Source organism: Colwellia psychrerythraea, from assembly GCF_000764185.1.
Taxonomy (GTDB): domain Bacteria; phylum Pseudomonadota; class Gammaproteobacteria; order Enterobacterales; family Alteromonadaceae; genus Colwellia; species Colwellia psychrerythraea_B.
Genome location: NZ_JQEC01000006.1, coordinates 12364 through 38092 on the forward strand (window position 1 = coordinate 12364; position 25729 = coordinate 38092).

The 25729-nt window shown below is 37.2% G+C and carries 20 protein-coding genes; 9 read left to right on the forward strand and 11 right to left on the reverse strand.

Annotated elements, in window-relative coordinates; translation table 11 throughout:
* Nucleotides 1-23 precede the first annotated feature (23 nt).
* Nucleotides 24-2963, forward strand: a complete 2940-nt coding sequence (locus GAB14E_RS18755) for a TolB family protein (RefSeq protein WP_033080920.1) — start codon at nucleotides 24-26, stop codon at nucleotides 2961-2963.
* 69 nt (nucleotides 2964-3032) lie between these two features.
* Here the strand turns inward: GAB14E_RS18755 and GAB14E_RS18750 are convergent, their stop codons facing one another.
* From GAB14E_RS18750 to GAB14E_RS18735, 4 genes are all read right to left on the reverse strand, one after another.
* Nucleotides 3033-4484 (reverse strand): TrkH family potassium uptake protein, encoded by a 1452-nt coding sequence (locus tag GAB14E_RS18750; protein ID WP_033080921.1) that lies wholly within the window; start codon nucleotides 4482-4484, stop codon nucleotides 3033-3035.
* A gap of 21 nt (nucleotides 4485-4505) precedes the next feature.
* Nucleotides 4506-5123 carry a YigZ family protein gene (locus GAB14E_RS18745; protein WP_081967699.1) on the reverse strand — a complete coding sequence of 206 codons (618 nt, stop codon included), beginning with the start codon at nucleotides 5121-5123 and terminating at the stop codon, nucleotides 4506-4508.
* 29 nt (nucleotides 5124-5152) lie between these two features.
* A complete protein-coding gene (gene pepQ, locus GAB14E_RS18740; RefSeq protein WP_033080922.1) occupies nucleotides 5153-6484 on the reverse strand; it encodes a Xaa-Pro dipeptidase in 1332 nt (443 codons plus the stop codon).
* Between the two features lie 152 nt (nucleotides 6485-6636).
* On the reverse strand, nucleotides 6637-8568 hold the full coding sequence (locus GAB14E_RS18735) for a lytic transglycosylase domain-containing protein (protein WP_052093461.1): 1932 nt from the start codon (nucleotides 8566-8568) through the stop codon (nucleotides 6637-6639).
* A 184-nt stretch (nucleotides 8569-8752) separates the two neighbouring features.
* Between GAB14E_RS18735 and tusA the strand changes: the two genes are divergently transcribed.
* Both tusA and lepB read left to right on the forward strand, forming a co-directional pair.
* Nucleotides 8753-8998, forward strand: coding sequence for a sulfurtransferase TusA (gene tusA, locus GAB14E_RS18730; protein WP_052093462.1), 246 nt, complete (start codon nucleotides 8753-8755; stop codon nucleotides 8996-8998).
* 124 nt (nucleotides 8999-9122) lie between these two features.
* Complete coding sequence (gene lepB, locus GAB14E_RS18725) at nucleotides 9123-9812, forward strand: signal peptidase I (RefSeq protein WP_052093463.1); 690 nt, start codon at nucleotides 9123-9125, stop codon at nucleotides 9810-9812.
* A gap of 281 nt (nucleotides 9813-10093) precedes the next feature.
* Here lepB and GAB14E_RS18720 read toward each other — a convergent pair whose 3' ends face one another.
* The 7 genes from GAB14E_RS18720 to dnaA all read right to left on the reverse strand — a co-directional run bounded on the left by GAB14E_RS18720 (nucleotide 10094) and on the right by dnaA (nucleotide 19881).
* The gene (locus tag GAB14E_RS18720) at nucleotides 10094-10408 is read right to left on the reverse strand and encodes a TraR/DksA family transcriptional regulator (protein WP_033080923.1); all 315 of its coding nucleotides are present in this window, start codon (nucleotides 10406-10408) and stop codon (nucleotides 10094-10096) included.
* Between the two features lie 183 nt (nucleotides 10409-10591).
* Entirely contained in the window at nucleotides 10592-12658 is a 2067-nt protein-coding gene (gene glyS / locus GAB14E_RS18715) for a glycine--tRNA ligase subunit beta (protein ID WP_033080924.1), read from the reverse strand.
* Nucleotides 12658-13584, reverse strand: coding sequence for a glycine--tRNA ligase subunit alpha (gene glyQ, locus GAB14E_RS18710; protein ID WP_033080925.1), 927 nt, complete (start codon nucleotides 13582-13584; stop codon nucleotides 12658-12660). Before glyQ ends, glyS begins: the two co-directional genes overlap by 1 nt.
* 158 nt (nucleotides 13585-13742) lie before the next feature.
* Nucleotides 13743-16187, reverse strand: a complete 2445-nt coding sequence (gene gyrB, locus GAB14E_RS18705) for a DNA topoisomerase (ATP-hydrolyzing) subunit B (RefSeq protein WP_033080926.1) — start codon at nucleotides 16185-16187, stop codon at nucleotides 13743-13745.
* A gap of 9 nt (nucleotides 16188-16196) precedes the next feature.
* Entirely contained in the window at nucleotides 16197-17330 is a 1134-nt protein-coding gene (gene recF, locus GAB14E_RS18700) for a DNA replication/repair protein RecF (RefSeq protein WP_033080927.1), read from the reverse strand.
* Nucleotides 17331-17353: 23 nt separating this feature from the next.
* Nucleotides 17354-18457 carry a DNA polymerase III subunit beta gene (gene dnaN, locus GAB14E_RS18695; RefSeq protein WP_033080928.1) on the reverse strand — a complete coding sequence of 368 codons (1104 nt, stop codon included), beginning with the start codon at nucleotides 18455-18457 and terminating at the stop codon, nucleotides 17354-17356.
* A gap of 38 nt (nucleotides 18458-18495) precedes the next feature.
* Complete coding sequence (dnaA, locus tag GAB14E_RS18690; protein ID WP_033080929.1) at nucleotides 18496-19881, reverse strand: chromosomal replication initiator protein DnaA; 1386 nt, start codon at nucleotides 19879-19881, stop codon at nucleotides 18496-18498.
* Nucleotides 19882-20323: 442 nt separating this feature from the next.
* On the opposite strand from dnaA, the gene rpmH reads away from it, so the two are divergent.
* The 6 genes from rpmH to GAB14E_RS18660 all read left to right on the forward strand — a co-directional run bounded on the left by rpmH (nucleotide 20324) and on the right by GAB14E_RS18660 (nucleotide 25481).
* Nucleotides 20324-20458 (forward strand): 50S ribosomal protein L34, encoded by a 135-nt coding sequence (gene rpmH / locus GAB14E_RS18685; protein WP_033080930.1) that lies wholly within the window; start codon nucleotides 20324-20326, stop codon nucleotides 20456-20458.
* A gap of 43 nt (nucleotides 20459-20501) precedes the next feature.
* On the forward strand, nucleotides 20502-20888 hold the full coding sequence (rnpA, locus tag GAB14E_RS18680; protein WP_033080931.1) for a ribonuclease P protein component: 387 nt from the start codon (nucleotides 20502-20504) through the stop codon (nucleotides 20886-20888).
* Entirely contained in the window at nucleotides 20855-21103 is a 249-nt protein-coding gene (gene yidD, locus GAB14E_RS18675) for a membrane protein insertion efficiency factor YidD (RefSeq protein WP_033080932.1), read from the forward strand. Before rnpA ends, yidD begins: the two co-directional genes overlap by 34 nt.
* 121 nt (nucleotides 21104-21224) lie before the next feature.
* Entirely contained in the window at nucleotides 21225-22856 is a 1632-nt protein-coding gene (gene yidC / locus GAB14E_RS18670; RefSeq protein WP_033080933.1) for a membrane protein insertase YidC, read from the forward strand.
* A 140-nt stretch (nucleotides 22857-22996) separates the two neighbouring features.
* Nucleotides 22997-24412 carry a tRNA uridine-5-carboxymethylaminomethyl(34) synthesis GTPase MnmE gene (gene mnmE / locus GAB14E_RS18665; RefSeq protein WP_033080934.1) on the forward strand — a complete coding sequence of 472 codons (1416 nt, stop codon included), beginning with the start codon at nucleotides 22997-22999 and terminating at the stop codon, nucleotides 24410-24412.
* A 577-nt stretch (nucleotides 24413-24989) separates the two neighbouring features.
* Nucleotides 24990-25481, forward strand: a complete 492-nt coding sequence (locus tag GAB14E_RS18660) for a flavodoxin domain-containing protein (RefSeq protein ID WP_033080935.1) — start codon at nucleotides 24990-24992, stop codon at nucleotides 25479-25481.
* Nucleotides 25482-25729: the final 248 nt, after the last annotated feature.

The following is a 25729-nucleotide window of genomic DNA, read 5'->3' on the forward strand; positions in this document are numbered from 1 at the left end:
GTACTGTATTTAAAAGGATTTTTATGAAAATATCTAAAATACTAACAGCTATAACCCTAGCATTAAGTAGCGTAACGTTTACTAGCCAAGCTGAACTCGCTGATAGCGCCGAAAACTGGCAAACCTTTGAAACTGAAAACTTTCGTGTGCACTTCACTCCAGAATATCGCCAATGGGCTTTATCAAGTGCAAGAGAAATGGAAGTTGTCCGTCAATTAATCAAAGATCAGCAAGGGCGAGTGCTCACAGAAAAAGTTGATACCTTTATTATTGATCCATATAACGCGGCAAACGGTTTTGCTGTGCCACTAAGTCATAAGCCTTATATGGCTCTATTTGCAACGCCCGCACAATCAGATACCGTTATTTCTAGCTCAACGGGCTGGCAACAACTTTTAGTACTACATGAATATGTTCATTTAGTACATCTAGCACAGAAAAATCGAAGTAACTGGCGAAATAATGTCGCCAGTTGGTATGATATTTTTGATGCAAGCCAGATGAATGGAGAACGATGGGTAAGTGAGGGGTATGCAACATTACTCGAATCGAGATTAACCGGTCGAGGCCGCTTATTCAACAATCAAATTGAAGCCATTATTCAAAAGTTTGCACGACAAGGCGCAATGCCATCATACAAAGAACTCAGTGTGGCTAATGACAACTTTATGTCTGGCTCTATGGCTTACCTTGTTGGTGTTCGTTACTTGAAATGGTTAGAAGATAATTATGGCGTCGATACATTAGATGCTGTTTGGACGCGTTGGTCAGGCGTTGAACAACGAGATTTTGAAGCTGCATTTAAGGGAGTATTTCCCGATACAGCCAAAAAACTTTATCAACGTTTCGTTGCTGAATACACATTTGAAGCGATGAAACATGAAGTTAAACTCGGTGAACATAGCAATGCAGATAACCGCTCGACATTATGGTTAGATTTATCTGATTATATCAGTGGTCCAAGTTTAAGCCCACAAGGCGATTACCTTGCCATCGTTGAAACCCAAAGAACTGATGAAGGAAAAACCACTAAATTAAACGTATATAAGACAAGTGAGAACACGAAAAAAGCAGAAGGTTTTACTAAAAATAACAAAGATATATTGGAAGCAGACCCTCAAGATATTGTAGATAAAGCGCCTAGTGTTTTTAAACGAGAAGTTGCCTACACGTTAAACCAAAAAAACAACCGTGGTATAAATAACCCTCGCTGGTTTGATAAAGACACCCTTATATATGGTTCAGCTACTTTAGCCAGTGTAAACAGCCTTCATCAAGATCTGTTCTCTTGGCATTTGCCGACAAATACCATAAAGCAATTGACAAAAAGCGCAAATATTCGTCGTTTTGATATCAGTAATGATGGCCAATATATAATTGCTGAACGTAATCGTTTTGGTTATTCTCAATTAGTAAAAGTAAGCTTATTACCTTCATCAATAGGTCAAATTACTGCTGAATTAACGCAAAAAAGCCTTGAACGCGTTTACGATTTCCCAAGACTCCGTCCTACTTCTGATGGAAAACCTTCAGATAGTTTTGCTTATTTGAGCTCTAGCTTAAATAACAAATGGCAGTTAAAAGTTCGTCAGCTAAATGGCGAGCGAGAAACAATTGTTCCGCTACCAAAAAACTATCAATTTCTTTCTTTTCCTGAATGGTCCAAAGATGGAAAGGCATTGTACTTTGTTGCTGGCTTAGATAGCGCAACACGCATATATAAGTATGATTTTTCAAGTAAGACTCTTTCGGCTATCACCTCAGGTGAACAGGTTGTTACTTGGCCTATGATGCAAGCAGATAATAAACTGCTCCATTTAGCGATTAATTCTGAAGGTTCAGATGTTTTCCAATTAGACTTAAACAAAGCTAATAAACAACTTATTACTGATACAACCACTAGTTCTGCAATGACCCTTGAGTTAGCTGACAAGTTAAAACTAGCTAAAGCAACTATCGATATTGATGAGAGTATTGGTGAACAATCAGCCTATGGTATAGGTCCACAAAAGGGCACCATAACCTTAGCAGAGAGTTTTTATTCTGCCAGTAGTAGTATATTGGAAGTGGGTTATAAATCAGGTGATGTACTTTCTCGCTTTGACTGGCAAGTAAATGCCAGCCAAGATGTTTTTGACAATATAATTTCGGGTGCATCGGCAGCAGTTCGTTGGCAAGGCTGGCCGGTTAAATTACTGGCACATAGCTACCTTTTCAACTTAAAAACTGATCAACAAGATAGCAAGGCACTCGCACTAGGGAAAACTACAGAAAAAGGACTATTCTTGGAAGCGCGCTACCCCTATATATCAGAATCACTTTCTGTCGATGTCTTTGCTCAAGTACAGGCTTCACAATTTGATGATAGCCAAAATATAGGCTTTTCTAGTCAATCATTTTCAATAGGTGTTGACCAAAATTGGTCTTATGATCAGCAAAACTGGGGGGTTGCCCAAGCGGTGAATGCACAGTTAATTTCTGCTAAAGATGACCAGGCTAAGATCAATGGTAATGATGGCAGCTATACGGGTAGTAATGGCCTTATAAACCTAAGTGCCCATATTAAAGGTTATGGTTTAGGCGTTAACTATTTATGGGCAGAACGCTCAGAAGATGCCAGCAACATTCTTAGTTTAGGTGGCTATACGTCGACATTGATTCAGGAGAAGGCACATTTAAACAAACAATTAGCTCCCGAATTGGCCTTTTATCGTCAAACAGGCAATGACTACCAAGCCTATCAGGCATATATCCCCTTAGGTTTAGTAGATATCTTTTATACGCGACACAAAATGACTGAACAAGCCGTTATTGACAGCTATGGTGTTAAAGGTACTTTGAATAATGACTTTGGTTTTACAGGGGTGACAAATTTAGCGATAAATTATGGTGTTGCACAGGTTAACCCTGAAAATGAAAAGTCTGATACCCAAGGTTGGGTGGCATTGAGTTATAAATGGTAAGTTAATATTTAGATTTATAAATATCAACTTTAGGTTGTATATACATGAGTTATCTAATGTATATACAATTTATGAACGCCAAAAAGCAGGAGTAAATAGAACCAACAGAGTAAATATTTCTAAACGGCCAAACAACATTGCCATGATTAGTACCCATTTACTCATATCATTAATCGATGAAAAGTTAGCAGCCACCTCCCCTAGTCCTGGACCAAGGTTATTAATACAAGCAGCAACTGCTGTGAAGGCGGTAACGTTATCCATGCCGGCAGCAAGTAGCAATAACATACAAATAACAAATACCGCAGCATAAGCAGAAAAGAATCCCCAGACAGCCTCAACAACGCGATCAGGTAAAACTTTTCGACCTAACTTAATACTAAAAATAGCCCTAGGATGGACCAACCTGTTCAATTCTCGAAGCCCTTGTAAATAAAGTAACACCACACGTACTACTTTCATGCCGCCACCGGTACTACCTGCACAACCACCAATGAAACTCGAAAAAATAAGCAACATAGGTAACAAGGTTGGCCAATCAGCAAATGAGGTTGTAGTAAAACCCGCAGTAGTACTAATAGAGACAGATTGGAATAATGCTTGGTCGAGTGCTTGGTCAGCATCTTGATATGTGCCTGTGCTTATTAATACGGTAAAACAAATCAAGATTAGCACCACTTGAATGCCGATAAATACTTTAAACTCGGGGTCAAAAAAGTAGTTTTTTAGTGATTTATTTTGTACTGCCGCATAGTGCAAAGCAAAGTTCACCCCTGCAATAAGTAAGAAACTGACACAAACTAAATTAATAGCAGGACTATTAAAATAGCCCATACTGGCATCATGGGTAGAGAAACCACCAATAGCTATGGTTGAAAAGGCATGACAAATAGCATCAAAACCCGACATACCTGCTAGCCAATAAGCTAACGCACACGCAATAGTTAAACCTAGATAGATATACCACAAGTGTTTTGCCGTATCAGCAATCCGTGGCGTCATTTTTGAATCCTTCACTGGACCGGGAGTTTCAGCACGATAAAGCTGCATGCCACCTATGCCCAACATAGGTAATACCGCAACAGCTAAAACAATAATCCCCATACCACCTAACCACTGTAATTGCTGGCGATACCATAAAACCGCATGAGGTAAATCATCAATATGATTTAATATAGTTGCCCCTGTAGTGGTTAACCCTGAGAATGATTCAAAGAAAGCATCTGTAGTCGACAGATTAGGTTGGTCTAATAACATCAGAGGGATCGCAGAAAAGCTGGCTAAAACTAACCAAAAGAGCACAACGATTAAAAATCCTTCCCTTGCTTTAAGATCAGTTTTTTCATAACGATTAGGGTACCAAGCAAAGAAGCCGGTAAAAATACACCAGAGAAAAGCCAAAAGAAAAGGTAAACCACCACCATCGCGATAGATTAATGAAATTAATGCTGGAGGCAGCATAGTTACACTTAATAGCGCAACCAACAAGCCTAGAATTCGAATAATATTTTTATATTGCACGTTTTATTTTTCTTGTTCGGTTTATTGTTCGAAAGTGGTTAACTGTAATTGTCCTGATGACAATGTGTGTAACTTATCTTGCATTAAATCCAATTTAGCTACTGGAATGGCGAGTCTGAAAATGACAGCTTGCTGATAGTCTTGAGCGATTACTTGACCTTCAACTTGCCTAAGTAAATGCAAAACATCATCTACTTGGCTATATTGACATGCTAAGGTTTTGTGCACCATAGCTATTTTAATTTTTGACTGTAAAAACTCTAAAGCTTGGCGAACACTGCCACCGTATGCTCGTTGTAGGCCTCCAGTTCCTAGCTTGGTACCACCAAAGTAGCGAACAACAATGGCACAGACTTGACCTATCCCACCACCTTGTAAGGCTATTAGCATAGGCTTTCCTGCAGTACCGCTAGGTTCTCCATCGTCAGAAAAACCATAACCTTGGCTGTCATCTGCTGCTTTTGTTAAAAAAGCATGACAATGATGACTAGCTTGCGGGTGCAGTTGCTGTAGCTCTTTTAACATAGCTTTTGCTTGTGCTATATCATCACAAGGACGTAAATAGCAGATAAAACGACTACGGTTAATAATGCTTTCATCTTCAACATTATTAACCGCTATAGCAAAGGATTTAGTCACAATAGATTATTAATCAACTAGGCTTATTATCAATTTAGGCCTAGATCCCTAGTCATGTTTTCATTGTGAGACTGGTGCACAATAATATTATCTTCAATACGTATACCACCAAAACACCTCATTTCATCAACATTTTGCCAATTAACTTGATCAGCATTTGATGATGATTTTAAATCAGCCAATAAAGAATCAATAAAATATAAGCCTGGCTCAATAGTAAATACCTGGTTTGCTTCAATAGTACGAGAAGTACGTAAAAATGGATGACTTGCCGGGGTATTTACATGAGTTCCACGTTCATCTGCCATAAAACCACCAACATCGTGAACTTGTAAACCTAAATGATGACCTAAGCCATGTGGGAAGAAAGTAGAAATGATACCTGACTCTACTGCAGTATCAGCATCAACATTGATAAAATTAAAGTCATGTAAAACTTGGCCAATTGCTCTATGAGTTTCAATATGCAAGTCAACATAACTCAGTCCTGGTTTTAAACCAGCCACAGCATTTAACATGAGTTCATCCATACGAGCAATTAATTCGGAGAACTTATCATTTTTGTATGAATAGGTACGGGTTATATCTGCTGAATAACCATTAAAGTTAGCACCTGCATCAATAAGAAATGATTGATGCACTTGTGGAGCTAATTTATCCAAAGTCATATAATGTAAAATAGAACAGTTTTCATTTAACGCAACAATATTACCGTACGGCGTGTCATTAGTACTATAACCAATAGACTTGAGATAAGCCTGTTGAATATCATACTCGCTATCACCTTGTAAGAATGCATTACGTGCTGCTTGATGTGCCTTAACCGCAAGTACGTTAGATTGGCGAAGACATTCATGTTCGTATTTTGATTTATAGCCACGATGATAATGAACATAATTAAGTAATGGTTCAGGGTTAATTGCATCAAACCCTAATGCTGTTGCCACTTCAATATGACTACCGATGTAAGCGAAGCCCTTTTTATCATAAGGCAATAATTTATCAACCTCACTGGCTTTAGTTAAAATTTGAATATCAAAGAATTCCCCCCAATAACTTGCGGCTAATGGAGTGATTTTGTGCCAAAAATCAACCGGCTGATAATATATTAGTGTTGGTTTATCTTCACCATTAACTACCAACCAAGAGTTTGGAATATCAATTAACGGTAACCAATATTTAAAGTGCGGATTAACTTTAAATGGATAACTGTTATCATCTAGAAAGATCTTAATTTCTTGACCCGAATGAATAACTAACCCTTCTAAGTTTTCACGAGCAAGTACCGCTTTAGTCATCTGTTGTAATTGGGCAATATGAGCTGGATATTGGCTAGCCAACTTAGCGTTAAGTGTTGTCATTTATTATGTCTCCGAAATACAGCTATCAAAAAATATTTCTCATGATAGCATACCCCCTAAGAAGTCAGGCTATTGCCAGGCCAAACACTCAAACTAAACTAGCTAGTTATGTGAACATAACTTTGCAATTATAACTAATACATCCGCTTAAATTATTCACCTATATTCATATTAATGACTTGCTCAAATATCCGGCTAACCTGCCCTGGTTTATGTTGATAGATTTCTTGATAAGCCAAGACACTTTTTACATAGTTGCGTGTTTCTTTAAAGGGAATTGTTTCTATCCAAATATCTGCTGGCATAGCACTAGTATTTTGCAACCATTTTTTTACCCTATAAGGGCCAGCATTATAAGAAGCTGTCGCAAGAATTTGATTTCCCTTGTTTTTATCAAGTAGTCTACGTAAGTACTTAGTACCTAATTTGATATTATTTTCTGCGTTATACAAATATTGTCGACTAACACTACCGCGCTTTAATTGCTTTGCCGTATTAGGCATTAATTGCATCAAGCCTCTTGCACCTACCGATGAATGAGCATCAGTCATAAACGAACTTTCTCGTCTGGCTATCGCAAAAGCCCATGCTGGATTTATTGCTTGTTTCTTTGCATGTTGATTAATTTTTTTATCAAATGCTTTTGGGAATCGTAGCTCTACATCATCAAGATAACCGACTTGAGACAAGGTGAATATTGCTCGATCAAACCAACCATTTTCGTTAGCCAGTTTTGCCGCTACTAGCTTTTCACGATTACTAAGTTGGCTAAGCCAATAACGCCACTCCCTGCGTGCCTCTACAAAACGCCCTAAGTAATAAAATTCAAATGCCCTCTTGGCTGAGGCATGCAACAATATTGAGTTTTTTTCCTTACCACTGATAGCTAATGGGCTATTTTGCAAACTGACCGGTGTTTCTAAATAACTAGCAGCCAAAAAACCATAATAATGACGTTTACCTGCTAATTCGCTCATTACATCTTGGCCTCGCTCCAGTTCATTAGTCCCTATTAATGCTCTTGCATACCAATACAGCCACTGTAACTCTGTTTTATATTTTGTCGGCATTTTTGCCAACTCTTTCAGTACTTGTTGCCAGTCTTGCTGCTTTAACACCTCGGTTAATTGCCATTGCATAATACTGCGTTCAACATTTATAGGGTCTAATTTTTCTAACCAAATCCTAGCTTTATCATGGTTTTTACTTGCTAGCGCTACAGCAAACTTCGCCGTTATTTGTTGCTTCTGTGCTGTGGTAAAGTTAAAAAGTTGCTGTGCCTTTTTATAACTCGCTAAGGCTTTATTTGGATCGCGCCAGACTAATCGTTTAATACCATAGGTATAAATTTGACTTTCTTTAGCTGATTTATTAATAAATTTATACTGTTTTACTACCGTAGCAGGATCACGCCGGACTTGATGCCATAATCTCCCCAAATACTGCTGTTTTTTAGGAAGCATCTGAGTTAAATAAGGGATAAGTGTGTGTTTACCACCATTTGCAGCTAAACCTATGCGTTGCCAAATAACTTCATTAGTTCTATAACCTGCTTGTTGCCATTGCTTAATTATAGGGTCACATACTTTATCTAACGACTTCCCGACTACCCATAGTTTTGTCACTTGTGGTAACACCACATTTTTTGGCGCACCTGCTTTTAATGAAAAACGCAATTGTTGACAACTCAACACAGTATTACTAGTACTTTTATAAAACTCTAAAAACAGTGTACCTTTATTTTTTTTTGCTAAATACTTTAACCATGCCTTTCTAAGTGGCCAATCTAAAGGTGAATTTTGATACTTATCTAAGAAAATTGAAATTTCACCTGCAGATGATATCTGCATTGTTTCCATAAGACGCCGCTGATCTAAATAGGGCTGTAAAGGGTAATAATATAGCTGGTTATACAAACTTTTATATTGCTGAGAATAACTTAGTGCTAACAGCTTCTCAGCCTTTAAAAAGGTTTTTTGCTGGCCTATATCCGTCTGTATTTTTAAGTTTTCACTAGCTTTTGTCATATCGGATAATACAAAGCTACTGATTGAAAACAATAAAATTTTAAGTATGTTTTTCACTAGAACCTCAGGAGTCGGTAGGTAAGTTTTCGCTTAAAATAATCATACGCTGTCTAGCGTATTTTGATAAATTTAGTATAGCTGAAGCTTATTTTTTCAAAAAATATCTTGCATTATTTCTTACTCAGTATTGGGCGAATAATAAGGTATAATTACTTTACTTAATTTTATAAATATTGCTGTTATGTCTACTACTATTTTTCAAAAAACGGATCATATACTCGATGCTATTGGCCTACGTTGTCCAGAACCTGTAATGATGGTTCGACTGAAGATCAGAAAAATTGCTAGCGGTGAAACCTTATTAATTAAATGTGATGACCCGTCTACCGCAAGAGATATTCCAAGTTTCTGTCGTTTTATGGAACATGATCTTATTGCAAAACAAACAGATACCCAGCCTTTCCTCTATGTTATTAAGAAAAACTAACAAATAGTTATCGTTTTCATTACCAAGTTGTAAGTAAGTATTTCTACGTGGAACTTTCTTTTAATGGTATTGCCATATACAGGATAGCTAATATTTAGTTAATACCTACATGGAGTAATGCACTATGAAAAAATCGAGTAATAATAAGTTTATTTCCTTGCTACAAAACAATAGAAAGTTTCTGATTTTTATCTTATTAATGTCTGTCTTTCGTAGTGCTGTCGCCGATTGGTATTCAGTGCCTACTGGTTCAATGCAGCCCACTATTCAAGAGGGTGATAGAATAGTTGTTAATAAGATGGCCTATGATATACGGCTACCTTTTACTGATGTAACCTTAATATCTCTTGATACCCCTAAACGTGGAGAAATAATTGTCTTTGAGTCTAAAGCGGCCGACCTCAGATTAATTAAGCGGGTAATTGGTTTACCCGGTGATGTGGTTACAATGAATAATGAAGTTCTTAATATTAACGGTAAAACACTTACTTATACTCCCTCAAGTAAAGATAACCCATTAAAAAACGTTAGGGCTATCACTTATGTTGAAACGGTAGATGATATTCAACATCATATAAATATCGATAATAGCGCAAGTGATACATACAGTAATTTCCCTCCAGTTACAGTGCCCGAAGGTCACTATTTAGTATTAGGTGATAACCGCCGACACAGTGCTGACTCACGTGTTTATGGCTTTGTTCCGCATAATGAATTAAAGGGTAAGGCAACCGCTATCGCTTTTTCTGTTAATTACGATAATTATTATATTCCACGTACTGATCGATTATTCCAAGATATTTATAATTTATAAAAGTTAAGTATATATAAACTCCTCAATCCTTTAAGCCGGTTGGGGATTTTTGTTAAAACTCAGCCGTTGAGTTAAGCTGGTATTTGCGCATTTTCAACATCACAAAAAGGTCGTCTTTAAGTTTTACTCTTTGTTTCTTTTTTCCCTCTAAATATTGATCACTAGTATTTTAAACACCCTGATCTATCCGATTAACCTCTTGATGAATTTCATTATACTCATTGAACAGCCTAACAAAGTTCTTATCATTAATTTCTCTAGTGATTGTTTATATGTTCTTTTTAAAGCGCGCAATTGATGCACTTTATCGTATAAGGTAATGCTGATAATCGGTCTGGGTTAATAGGCTCATCACACTCGACACAATGTCCATATAAACCACCAGCTATTCGATCTAATGCCGACTGTACCAGCGTTAACTCTAATTTTGCCTCGTGATGAATTTCATCAAGTACACCGTCATTTTCAGTTTCAGTGGCCTGTTCAGAAAAATCAGCCGATCGTCCTTTATGAAAGTCCGCTTCTATAGCGGCAATACGCTTAATTAGCTGGGCTTGTTTATTTTCCAATAATATTGTGATTTCTTTGTTTGGCATAAGCAGCTCCTTATTGGTCAGTGTTTTTGTTAACGCTTACATCACCTTACGCCTATTTATGCTCTTGTTGTTGATCTAGGTCAAATTTTCCTACCATTATCAATAATAGTAGTTATTAAAATTTAGGCATAAAAAAAGGCCATGTTGCCATGGCCTTTATATCAAAATTTTTAACTGATATTATTACTGAAGCACTGAGATATCAGCTATAGCAAAGAAACTATTTCTAATTTCATTCAGTAAAGTTAAACGGTTTATTTTCACCGCTTCATCATCACTCATCACCATAACATTATCAAAGAAAGTATCTATTGGCGCTTTAAGCTGTGCCAATTCGGTAAGAGCTGCTTGGTAATTTTTGTCAGCCATTAACGGTGCAACTTTTAAGTTTATCTCTTGATAGATACTAGCTAGATCTTGCTCTGCTTGCTCTGTGGCTAAATCTTGATTGAATGCTTGATAAAGCTTACCATCAAATTTTGCTAATATATTACCTACACGTTTATTTGCCGCAGCAAGTGTGGCCGCTTCAGGTAATTCACCAAAGAAAGTAACCGCTTTAATACGCTTTTCAAAATCAAGTGGTGCACTTGGCTTTTTAGCTAGTACTGCCTGAATAACATCAACACTGATACCTTGCTCTTGATAGAAAGCACGGAAACGACCCATGATAAAATCAAGTACGTCGCTGGCGGTATTATCGTTAACTAACTTATCACCGAATAGTTCGATACTTTTGTTAATTAGCACTGAAAGGTCTAAATCAAGCTGCTTCTCGATTATGATACGAATACTACCAATAGCTGCTCTACGTAGCGCAAATGGGTCTTTATCACCCTTAGGAGCCTGATTAATACCAAAGATACCTACCAAAGTATCAATCTTGTCACTGATAGCAACGGCACAGCCAATATTCGCTTCTGGCAAACTATCACCAGCAAAACGTGGGCGGTACTGATCTTCTAATGCCTGGGCGATATTTTCATTTTCACCATCATGTAAGGCATAGTATTTACCCATAGTGCCTTGCACTTGTGGGAACTCTAAGACCATTTCTGACATCAAGTCTGTTTTACTTAACAAACCGGCACGATAAGCATCTTTCGCATTCTCGTTTAATTGCTCGGCGATAAATTGAGACAAGTCTGCTATTCGTTCAGATTTAGCCTTCAAAGTACCAAGCTGTTTTTGAAATAATACTGACTCAAGGCTAGCAAGCCTTGATTCTAAGCTTTGCTTTTTATCTGTTTTAAAGAAGAATTCAGCATCAGCTAAGCGTGGACGAATAACTTTTTCATTTCCAAATACTACTGCACTTGGATCTTTAGATTCAATATTAGCGACAAATATAAACTTATTAACTAATTGCCCTTTTGGGTCAGTTACCGGGAAATATTTTTGATGATCTTTCATCGAATATATTAATGGCTCGGCAGGTACATTTAAAAATTCTTCATCAAATGTGCCCACTAATGTCACTGGCCATTCAACTAAAGCAGTAACTTCGTTTAGTAACTCTTCATCAATTAGGGCAACCGCATTTATATCACTAGCGGCTTGCTTTATTTGTGCAACAATTTTGTTTTGTCTTTCATCAAAGTCGACTTCAACAAAAGCTTTTAATAATTCAGCTTGGTAATCATTTGCATGATTTATAGTCACTAAACCTTCATGATGAAAACGATGACCTTGCACTTGATTGCTTGAACTGACACCTAGCGCTTCACCTGCAATAATTTCACTACCAAACATCATAGTTAACGTATGCACCGGACGGATAAACTGAATACGCTCAGCCCCCCAACGCATAGGCTTAGCAATAGGAAGTTTATTTAACGCAGTAGTTACCATTGTTGGTACTAAGTCAGTAATCGATTTACCCGTTACCGTAGCACGATGAAGTAGCCATTCCCCTTTGTCGGTAACTAGACGCTCTGCTTGCTCAACGTCTATGCCGTTAGAGCGTGCCCAACCTTGTGCCGCTTTACTGGCATTACCTGCCTCATCAAAAGCAACATTTACTGCTGGGCCACGTTTCTCCACAGTTTTATCTTGTTGTTTATCAACTAAATCAAAAACTTGCACTGCAAAACGACGTGGAGTAGCAAACCATTTTATACCGCTATAAGCTAAATCATGACCATCAAGCTGAGTTTGGATGCTGTCAAAAAACGCTGTAGTTAATGTCTTTAATGATTTAGGTGGTAACTCTTCTGTTCCAAGCTCTATAAGGAGTGTTTCAGTGGTCATTATTTTTCTCCTTTAGCTGGCGCATCACTATTCTTACATAGTGGGAAACCAAGCTCTTCACGTTTTTGATAGTAAGCTTGAGCAACCGCTTTCGATAAAGTACGTACACGTAAGATATAACGTTGACGCTCAGTCACAGATATAGCATGACGAGCATCAAGTAAGTTAAAGGCATGTGAAGCCTTCATTACTTGCTCATAAGCTGGTAATGGTAAGTTAGCTTCAATTAACTTCTGGCTATCTTTTTCACATTGGTCAAATTGCTTAAACAAGGCATCAACATCGGCGTGTTCAAAATTATAAGTAGATTGTTCTACTTCATTCTGATGGAAAATATCACGGTAGTAGATAGTGCCCAATGGGCCATCAGTCCAGACAAGATCGTAAATGCTATCGACATTTTGAATGTACATAGCTAAGCGTTCAAGTCCGTAAGTAATTTCACCAGTAACAGGTGTACACTCTAAGCCACCCACTTGCTGGAAGTAAGTGAATTGAGAGATCTCCATACCGTTAAGCCAAATTTCCCAACCCAAGCCCCACGCGCCTAATGTAGGTGACTCCCAGTTATCTTCAACAAAGCGAATATCGTGCACAAGCGGATCTACACCTAACTCTTTTAATGAGTTGAGGTAAAGCTCCTGTATGTTCTTAGGAGAGGGCTTTAACATCACTTGAAATTGATAGTAGTGCTGTAAGCGATTTGGGTTTTCACCATAACGACCATCCGTTGGACGACGGCAAGGTTGTACATAGGCACTGCTGATTGGTTCAGGGCCAATTGAGCGTAAGAAAGTCATTGGATGGAAAGTACCAGCCCCAACTTCTAAATCAAGAGGTTGTACTAATGCACAACCCTGACGTGACCAGTAATCTTGCAATTGCAAAATTAAGCCTTGAAAAGTTTTACTATTGTAAGTTGTCATGGTGTTCAAATTCACTTTTGTCTTGTTAACTGAGCAAAGAATGTTTGCACGCGATTATCTTATTTTTTCGTCTAACGATTATAACTTTTTTAGAGTGTTTATCCTACAAAAATGCCCAGACATGAAGACCGGGCATCTTATTAGTACGTTTCTAGTAACTAAATATCTAGATTAGAAACGTTCAGCGCATTTTCTTCAATAAAGTTTCTGCGTGGCTCAACATGGTCACCCATTAAGGTGGTGAACAATTGATCTGCAGCAATAGCATCTTCAATAGTCACCTGCAACATACGACGTGTATCTGGGTCCATAGTAGTTTCCCAAAGTTGCTCAGGATTCATCTCTCCTAGCCCTTTATAACGCTGTATGTATTGACCTCGTTTAGACTCTGCCATCAACCAGTTCAATGCTTCTTCAAAGCTTGTTACTGGATTAACTTTTTCACCACGCTTAACATAAGCTCCCTCTTCCATCATGTCATTAATAGCCGTATTTAAAGACATGATTGAAGCAAATTCTTTTGATTGTAAAAACTCATAACTACAAGGATATTCAGTATCAATACCATGCTTTCTAACAATAAAGTTAGGGTAATAAGTATTACGCTCAATGTTATGCTTCACTTCAATTTTATAGATTGAACCATTACCATCTTGATTTTCAAGTTGCGTGATTAGGTCTTTTGCCCAAACATCTACTTTGCCTTGATCTGTAAAATCTTCTGCTGCAATAGTACCGCTATAAATCATTTTCTCCAAAATATCAGCAGGGATTTGTCTAGACACACGCTTTACAATATCCATAACTTTTCGATATTGATTTACAAGTTGCTCTAATCCAGCACCTGAAATCGCAGGCGCTTCTTCATTCACATGAATGGCAGCATGATCAAGTGCGAGAGTTGTTAAATATTCAGTTAAACCTTCATCATCTTTAATATAGCGCTCTTGCTTACCTTTTTTAACTTTATATAGTGGTGGTTGAGCAATGAATATATGGCCACGTTCCATAATTTCAGGCATTTGACGATAGAAGAAGGTTAGCAATAATGTACGGATGTGAGAACCATCGACATCGGCATCTGTCATGATGATGATGCTGTGATAACGAAGTTTTTCTGGGTTATATTCATCGCGACCAATACCACAACCTAATGCGGTAATTAACGTGCCAACCTCTTGAGAAGAAATCATCTTATCAAAACGTGCTTTTTCGACGTTTAGGATTTTACCTTTCAATGGTAATATCGCTTGGTTTTTACGGTTTCGTCCCTGCTTGGCTGACCCACCAGCAGAGTCCCCTTCCACAATATATATTTCAGATAAGGCCGGATCTTTTTCCTGACAATCAGCTAACTTACCAGGTAAACCAGCAATATCTAATACACCTTTACGGCGAGTCATTTCACGTGCTTTACGAGCCGCCTCACGCGCTCTTGCAGCATCAACTATTTTCATAATAATTGTACGTGCTATGGTTGGGTTTTCTAACAGGTATTCACCTAGTTTCTCACCCATAGCTTGTTCAACAGCGGTTTTAACTTCTGAAGATACAAGTTTGTCTTTTGTTTGTGATGAGAATTTAGGATCGGGAACTTTAACAGAGATGACCGCAGTTAAACCTTCACGAGCATCATCACCCGTAGCACTAGTTTCAGTTGTGCCACCTTTTTTAGACTTATTAAGACCTTCTTTAGCCATATAAGAATTTAGGGTTCTAGTAAGTGCTGTTCTAAACCCACTTAAATGAGTTCCACCATCTTTTTGTGGGATATTATTGGTAAAACAATAAATACCTTCTTGAAAGCCATCGTTCCATTGCATTGCAACTTCAACAATAATTCCATCTTCACGCTCTAAATCAAAATAGAATATCTCTTGGTTCACAGGTGTTTTGTTGGTATTTAAATAGTCAACGAATGCTTGAATACCGCCATCATATTTGAAATGGTCTTCTCTACCTTCGCCACGTTCATCGACTAACTTTATTGATATGCCAGAGTTTAGGAATGATAATTCACGGATGCGCTTAACAAGGATATCGTAATGGAATAATACATCTGTGAAAGTGTCAGAGCTTGGCCAAAAACGTACTTCTGTACCTGTCTTATCACTTTTACCTACTTCAGCAAGTGGAGCTTCTGGTACACCTATATGATAAAACTGTTCAAATAACTTACCATCACGGCGGATATTTAATTTAAGTTTGGAACTTAATGCATTAACAACAGAGATACCAACACCGTGTAGACCACCAGAAACTTTGTAACCTGAATCTTCACCACCAAATTTACCACCAGCATGAAGTACTGTCATAATAACTTCAGCTGCAGATACACCTTCTTCAGGGTGCAATTCAGTTGGAATCCCTCGTCCGTTATCGGTAACTGAAACAGAGCCATCTAAATGAATAGTAACTACCATTTCAGTACAGTGGCCTGCTAGTGCTTCATCAATTGAGTTATCTAAAACCTCAAAAACCATATGATGTAAACCAGTGCCATCATCCGTGTCACCAATATACATACCAGGTCTTTTACGTACTGCATCAAGTCCTTTTAGTACTTTAATACTGGACGAGCTATATTCATTTTCTACTGTCATAGTTTTAGCCTACTCAATCATTACTGAATTATTCACAGGTAATATACCACCATGTTTCACGTGAAACATGTGATATTTTAATTTCTCATTACTCTCATTATTAGTAACTGAACAGTCATTAATAAAAGGTTGTAATACACCTTCTTCTATTGCCGTAATAACAACTTGGCAATCTAAATTCTTTATTGCTGTCGACAAGGAAAGTCTAGAATTAGCGTCTAGCTCAGCACCTATATCGTCAATTAGCAAAATTGGCTTTACTCTATTAACTCTTGCAATCAACTTAGCTTGGGCAAATGTTAACGCGAGTAAAAACAACTTTTGTTGTCCTCTGGATAGCTGGCTTTCCAAAGCCTGTTTAGCAATCATGAATTTCAAGTCAAACTTATGAGCTCCATAAATACTATACCCAAATGCTTGCTCTCTTTCATAACCATCAGACAAAGCATCTATAAGTGATTTTTTCTGTGGCCAGCCCTGTAGATATTGAACAGTTACTTTGTTTGCTATACTTGGTAGTAATATATTGAGCCAAAAAGGCAATTCATCTATCAGGTTAACAATATATTTAGATCTTACTTCTGCAACCTGCTCTGAAAGGTTGCAAAAGAGATCGGTCCAATAATCAAAAGTCGACTTATCTAATGCATTTCGTATACAAGCATTACGTTGCTTTAATACTCTATTAAATTCTCGCCATTGTTTTGAGGAGTCATGTTTCACGTGAAACATTCCGAGTTCAACAAACCTGCGACGTTCTTTGGGGCCACCAAAAAAAAGCTTAAAACTTTCAGGTGTGACTATTTGAACAGCAATGTTTTTTGCTAGTTCAGATAAACGTGCAAAACGCTCACCATTAATTTTAATAAGAGAAACACCGGTAGCAAAATTTTTACTTAAACCAAGCTGTAAATCATTTATATCTTTTATACTAACAACAAAATTGTCCGTTTCATAACTCGCAAGGTGCTCTACTTTACTAGTACGAAATGATTTACCGTGACCCAAAAAAAATATAGCTTCAAGTAAACTACTTTTGCCACTGCCATTATCACCTACAAAAAAATTAAGCTTTGGGTGTAAATCAATAGTAAGTGCTGACAGGTTCCGAAAATTGTACGTTGTCAACTTAACAACACCCATTAGTAAAAAAACATATCTAGTAACTATAAACGCATAGGCATAACAACATAAAGCGCTTCGCCATTGTTACTGCCCTCTATAACAACACTACTGTTGGCATCCGCTAAAGTAAATTTAACATTCTCATCTTTAATAGAACTCAACACATCAAGAACGTAACTTACGTTAAAACCAATTTCTAAATCACCATAAGGAAATTGAATTTCTATTTCTTCTTCCGCTTGTTCTTGTTCAGGATTGTTAGCAGTAATTTTCAAATTAAATTCTGAAAAGTTTAAACGCACACCCTTGAATTTTTCATTAGATAAAATAGAGGCGCGCGATAAAACCTGACGTAATGCGTCTTTATTAGTTTCAAATATTTTATCACCATTACGAGGCAATACTCGACGATAGTCAGGAAAGCGCCCATCAACTAATTTACTAGTAAATGAAAACTCACTATCTATTATACGAATATGATTAGAGCCTAGAAATATCTGCACTGATTCATCTACAGGAGCAAGTAAACGAATTATTTCTAATATACCTTTACGTGGCACAATAACTTGCCTTGCGGGTAATGCTAATGACTCATTTGATATTTTACATATAGCCAAGCGGTGACCATCGGTAGCCACAGAGCGAATTTCATTGCCTTCACTTTCGATAGACATACCGTTCAAATAATAACGAACATCTTGGTTAGCCATTGAAAAATGAGTACTTTCAATTAAACGTAAAAATTCAGATTTCAACAACTGAAATTCAACATCACCTTTCCACTCTTCAATATTTGGAAAATCGACAGCGGGTAGAGTAGAAAGTGAGTACCGACTTCGGCCAGAAGATAACTTAATTGTTTCATCTTTAACCTCAAAAGAAATCAGAGAGTTTTCAGGTAGGCTCTTACATATGTCTAATAATTTACGAGCAGGAATAGTAATTTTACCGTCTTCACCCTGATTCTGAACTTCAGCATAAGCTACCATCTCAAGCTCTAAATCTGTGGCCGTCAAAGTAAGCGATTGACCACTCACCTCAAAAAGTATATTACTCAGAATTGGCAAGGTGCTTTTACGTTCTACTGCGCCAGAAACCAATAACAATGGTTTAAGTAATAATTCCCTATTCAGTGAAAACTTCATTTTGGTACCTGCTTAAGTGCTAGTGTTTTATTGTAAAATTAAGAAGAAAGTGTTCTGATTAAATTTGAATAATCTTCTTTAATATCATGGGTTTCTTCACGTAAAGACTTAACTTTACGACAGGCATGCAAAACAGTTGTATGATCTCGACCACCAAATGCATCACCAATTTCAGGTAAACTGTGATTGGTTAATTCTTTAGATAATGCCATAGCAATTTGACGAGGTCGGGCAACTGAGCGATTTCGTCGTTTTGATAACAGGTCTGCAATTTTAATTTTATAATATTCAGCAACTGTTCGTTGAATATTATCGATAGTGACTAATTTATCTTGTAAGGCAAGTAGATCTCGTAATGCTTCACGGACAAAATCAATAGTAATAGCACGACCAGTGAAATTAGCATTAGCGATAACACGATTTAACGCGCCTTCCAGTTCGCGCACGTTAGAACGAAGTCTTTTAGCAATAAAAAAAGCAACTTCATCAGCCAAGTTAATCTGACTTTCTTGCGCTTTTCGCTTTAATATAGCAACACGCGTTTCCAGTTCTGGTGGTTCAATTGCTAACGTTAAGCCCCAGCCAAAACGGGACTTCAATCGGTCATCAACACCATTAATTTCTTTTGGATACCTATCACTTGTAAGTATAACCTGTTGATTACCCTCAAGAAGTGCGTTAAAAGTATGAAAGAATTCTTCTTGAGTACGTTCTTTACCTGCAAAGAATTGGATATCGTCGATAAGCAAGGCATCAACTGATCGATAGTATTGTTTGAATTTTTCCATCGCATTGTTTTGCAATGCTCTCACCATATCCTGCACAAAACGTTCGGAATGCATATAGGCAATTTTTGCGTTTGGTTTATTAAGTAAAATACCATTACCAACCGCGTGTAATAAATGTGTTTTACCTAAACCAGTACCACCATAAATAAATAACGGATTGTAAGCCGTGCCCGGATTATCAGCAACTTGCGAGGCAGCTGCTCGAGCAAGTTGGTTAGATTTACCTTCAACAAAATTATCAAAAGTGTAATTAAGGCGGACATTGGTTTTTTTAGGTATATTACTTTCAGGTTCAGTGATTTTAGGGGCAGAAGTTGTTTTCGCAAACAATGTTTCGTGACCGCCAATATTAACGGGTGTTGAATTATTACTAATAGCATTGTTAATCACAGGTTTACTGCCGACGTCGAATCGCAGAAGTAAAGGATTATTAGCTTCGTTTAGTGTCAGTAATTCGTTAATACGATTTACATATTTATCTCTAACCCAATCAAGTACAAAACGATTAGGAGCATATAACGTCATAACATTATCATTAATAACGCATTGTAAAGGTCGGATCCACATACTAAATTGCTGAGCAGGCAATTCTTCTTGCAGAACAGATAGGCAACGTTGCCAAGGTGAATGATCCAACCAAAACTCCAGTAGTAACTAGGTTATTATTTTTCTGACAGCTATTATCTATTGAGTTATCCACAAGTGCAATATTGACTTTTAACTATTCTAATATATTTTTCAGTACATCAATATAAATATATGTAAACATTAAATAAACATTAAAATATTCAACAAAAAAAACTCTGTTATTTATTGGTTATTTTTCCTTTAAACAACCAATTAATAGAATTAGTTATTAAGATAAGAAAACAGTAATGTGGTAAAACTGTGAATATAGTTAATATTACCAGCAAAGATCACTATGATCATCGAAGCAAAAACAAGGATCATTGTATAAATAGCTAACATAAATGATTGACAATTGCCCAGGTAAGCATTAATATTCGGCCTCATTTTTTAGACCTGTGTGCTCAAAAGGCTGTTTTGCCAGGGCAACAACAACCGACGGATTAGCGTAATGAAAAGAACATTTCAACCTAGCGTACTAAAGCGTAAGCGTAACCACGGATTCCGTGCTCGCATGGCAACTAAAAACGGCCGTGCTGTTATAGCTCGCCGCCGTGCCAAAGGCCGTGCAAGCCTTAGCGCATAATATCAAACCTTGTTTACAATTTTTGATATAAGGTAGTCAGACTATGACTACTTACAAATTTAATCGGGAGTCACGTTTGTTGACTCCCGGTCATTTTCAAGCGGTTTTTTCTAAACCTCTCCGCTTTGGCTCTCGCCACTTTACTTTATTAGTAACTCAAAAACCTCATACTCTAGTCTCTGATAAAAATAATTCAGTTGCCAAAAACCGTTTAGGCTTAGCTATTGCCAAAAAACGAGTAAAACTTGCCGTACAACGCAATCGCATTAAAAGACAGGTAAGAGAAAGCTTCCGCTTAAATCAACATAACTTACCTGCTATCGATATAGTCGTTATGGTAAAGTCAGGTATAGACCAACTTGATAACAAAGTTATAAATCAAGAATTAGAGAAAATATGGCGAAAAATAATTCAACGCCACAAAAGCTAGTAATTTCCGGAATAAAAGGCTATCAACGCTTTATTAGCCCGTTACTAGGTCCTAATTGTCGATTTACTCCAAGCTGCTCGGCCTACGCTACTGAAGCAATTAATCGCTTTGGTGTGATAAAAGGTGGTTGGTTAGCAAGCAAACGTATATTAAGATGTCACCCGCTCAATGAAGGCGGCGAAGATCCTGTACCACTAGATAAAAAGAATAAATAACCCACTCGACTAAAAGAGTGTTGGTTATCAAGCTAACGTATATTAAAATGCCGCACACTTATCATATTTAATTTATGCAAGGGAAGTTCCCCTGCCATCACAAAGAAGAGAAGTAAATTTTATGGAATCCCAACGCAGTCTACTTTTTATTGCGCTTATGGTTGTTACCTACTTACTGTTTAGTCAATGGCAGGAACAAAACGCCCCAATAGCTGAACCAATAAGTATTAGCCAAAATCAGTCTGGTCAAAATACTAACGCAGACTTCGTGCCTGAATCATCAGCCGCACAAATAAGTCCTGTAAAATCAAACGAGACTTCTGCTAAGTTAATTACTGTCACTACTGACACATTCAACTTAAAAATTAATAGTCAAGGTGGCGATATTGTAGAAGTAAAATTACTTAACTACGATACAGAGCAAGGCAATGGTATTCCCTTTACCGTTATGCAGAATGGCAATCAAAAATATATTGCTCAAAGTGGTTTAACTGGTGCTAATGGTATTGACCGTCTTATTAAAGGTCGCCCAATCTATACCACTGCGCAAACCGATTATGAATTAACCAATGATAGCTTAATTATTGATTTAGTTTTTAACGATGTTAGCGGTATGACGGTAACTAAACGTTTTACCTTTAATAAAAATAGCTACAGCGTGAATGTTGAATACTTAATAGATAACAACACAGCGAATAGTGTATCGGTACAAATGTATGGACAGCTTAAGCAATCTACCATGGTTGACACTGGCGGTGGCATGTTGCCAACCTATCGTGGCGCTGCTTATTCAACTACTGAAGAGCGTTACGAAAAATACGATTTTGATGATATTCAAGAAGCTAACTTAACTAAAGCAACAGTTGGTGGCTGGGTTGCTATGCTTGAACATTACTTCGTATCAGCTTGGGTACCAAAGGCTGAAGATAGTAACCAAATTTATACAACATATAGCAATAACTTTGAAGCTGTAATTGGCTTTAAAGCTCCAGCCGTTATTATTGATGCCGGTCAGCAAGGTTCAACTTCGGCAATATTTTATGTTGGTCCTAAAGATCAAGAAGTACTAGAAAAGATAGCGCCTAGTTTAGATTTAACTATAGATTACGGTTTCTTATTTATGATCAGCCAACCATTATTCTGGTTGCTTATAACTATCCAAGGCTTTGTTACTAACTGGGGTGTGGCTATTATTATCATCACCTTAATTGTAAAAGGTGGTATGTACCCATTAACTAAAGCGCAATATACCTCAATGGCTAAAATGCGTGACTTAGCACCTAAAATGGCACAACTAAAAGAACGTTTTGGCGATGACAGACAAAAGATGTCACAAGCCACCATGGAAATGTATCGTAAAGAAAAAGTTAACCCTGCAGGCGGTTGTTTACCACTATTATTGCAAATGCCAATTTTCTTAGCACTTTACTGGGTATTCTTAGAGAGTGTCGAGTTACGTCATGCCCCATTCGTATTCTGGATTCAAGATTTATCAGCAATGGACCCATTCTTTGTATTACCTGTACTAATGGGTGCAAGTATGTATGTTATGCAAAAAATGCAGCCAATGACTATTCAAGATCCAATGCAGCAAAAAATCATGCAATACATGCCGGTAGTATTCTCAATATTCATGGCATGGTTCCCATCAGGCTTAGTACTTTATTGGTTAGTAAGTAACTTGATTTCAATTGCGCAAATGAAAATTATCTTTGCTGGCATTGCCAAGAAAAAAGCAGAAAAAGCTGCTTAATATCTGCAAATAGTTTACTTATAAAATAAATAAAAAGGCGATTACTGATAACACAGTAATCGCCTTTTCTATTAATAGGCATTTATTCCTGAAATAAAGTAAAATAATCCACAATCATTATCTAAATTAATTACCTCGCTATGACAACAATTTCTCAAACATCGACTATCGCCGCACAAGCAACTGCACCAGGACGTGGTGGCGTAGGCATAATTAGAGTATCTGGGCCAGAAGCTAAAAATGTTGCGCAAGCTATTTTAGGTAAAGTACCTGAGGTAAGAAAAGCTGAATACCTGCCTTTTAGTGATGGGTCATCAACAGATAAAGCACAGATATTAGATCAAGGTATAGCACTTTATTTTAAGTCACCTAATTCATTTACCGGCGAAGATGTCATTGAGTTTCAAGGTCATGGCGGCCCCGTTATTTTAGATATGTTACTTAAAGCTATTCTTGCGCTACCCAAGGTTATTATGGCTAAGCCTGGTGAATTCAGTGAACAAGCTTTTTTGAACGACAAACTTGATTTAACCCAAGCAGAAGCCATTGCTGATTTAATTAACTCTAGTTCAGAACAGGCTGCTCGCTCTGCCCTACACTCCTTACAAGGCGACTTCTCAAAATTAGTACATGAAATGGTCGAAAGCATTATTCATTTGCGTATGTATGTGGAAGCAGCTATAGACTTTCCCGAAGAAGAAATAGACTTTCTTGCCGATAAAAAAATTGTCACCGACTTAAAAACTATTATCAGTAAAGTAGAAGATGTGCGTACTCAAGCACAGCAAGGCAGTATAATTCGTGAAGGTATGCGCGTAGTGATTGCTGGTCGTCCAAATGCAGGAAAATCAAGCTTACTAAATGCCTTAAGTGGCAAACAAACCGCCATAGTTACCGATATTGCCGGAACAACACGTGATGTATTGGCCGAGCAAATTCATATCGATGGCATGCCATTACATATTATTGATACCGCTGGATTACGTGACAGTGATGATGTGGTTGAAAAAATAGGTATTGAGCGGGCTTGGCAGGAAATCAAAAAGGCGGATAGGGTTTTGTTAATGGTTGATGCCAGTGACGATCACAGTATCTTGGAAGATGAACAAGATATTAAAGATTATTATCCTGAATTTTTTGCCAAACTGCCGGAGAACATGGGGCTAACCTTGATCAGAAATAAAGCCGATGTTAACAATACTAAAAGCGGTTTTACTGAGTTTACCGATACCGATGGTACACAACACACCATCATTACCTTATCAGCCAAAACGGGTGATGGTGTTAACAGCCTAAAAGAGCACCTAAAAACCATTATGGGTTATCAAGGTAGTACCGAAGGTGGCTTTATGGCAAGAAGACGTCATTTAGTGGCGTTAGAGAATACTCATCAACACTTATTAGTTGGACTTGATCAGCTTGAATCATATGTGGCTGGGGAAATATTGGCAGAAGAATTACGTATCTGTCAGCAAGAACTTGATCAAATAACCGGCGAGTTCACCAGTGATGATCTATTAGGTAAGATATTTAGCTCTTTTTGTATAGGTAAATAACACCAATAAAAGCCGTATAACTAAAAAGCTATACGGCTTAATAAACATTTAGCACTTCTATTTTAGCGCTTCAGCTACCTTTTCATCTAAGCTAGTACAATACCTTTCTACGATTTTACCTGGTTGCATAAATATATCTACGCCGCTGGCTTGATAATCCAATTGCTTCTGTTTTAGAAAAAAGTATGATCTTATCGACTTTTTCTTTCCCTGAAAACTGAGCAAGAAGCTACTTTAGCTGTTCGGATCTGCCTGATTTATACAATTCCGTTTGTGCTATTTCATGGCCAACATAACAATTCACTATTTCTTGTGTAATATATTTATTGGTGGGATCTGCTTGGACAATATTGGTATGGCTAACAATAAAAAGGCAGTACAATAAGTTGGATAAGCACTTTTTTCATATAAAATTCCTTTTTATTTTTAAATATTCAAGGTAAACGGCTGACAATATTAGTTGCTTAAAAGAACAACATCTCAAAGTAATTGTTTATCATAACTTAGCTTAGGTAATACAATAACTCATCGCTTATTATCGTTATTAATAACCCCATTTAGTTAAAAGAGACCCTATATGAGCTCAATTCAAATCATTGTTGGTAGTATGCTCGGTGGCACAGAATATGTTGCAGAAGCCTGTGAAGAGACCTTAAATAAACTTGATCATAAGGTTGATATTCACCTTAAACCAGAGCTTCAAAACATAATCAATAATACTTTCTCAAACGATAAGGAAGAAAAAATAGACAATAACTCCCCTGAAAAACCTGTTTGGATCATTTGTACCTCAACACATGGTGCTGGTGACTACCCTGACAACATCAAACAATTTGTTAGTGATCTTAGTCATTGTGATCAAGATCTATCCACTGTGAGTTTTTTAACCATAGGGATCGGAGATTCAAGCTATGATACATTTTGCAAGGCAGCACTAGACTTATCAACCCTTTTGATATCAAAGGGTTGCACAAAAATAACCAAAACAAAAACCTTTGATATGTCTGAAGATATTGATCCAGAAGATCTTGCTCAGCAGTGGATCAGCTCAAATAAAGATCTACTTTAGATCTAGCACGATCAGTTACCCATAAGTTATTAACAGTTTTCGATCTTATTTTTTTCTATTGTGGATAAAATAGTTAATAACCGGTTATTTTTCTATTATTACTCAGTGGATTAAATTATATTTTAAACGTCCTGTGTATAAGTCGCTGTTTTGATCAAAGCTTATTTGCTGATTGATCAAAGCTTGATCACAAGGTTATCATTGGTGTTACTAACTAATAAATATAAAGAAAATGTACTTACCCACAG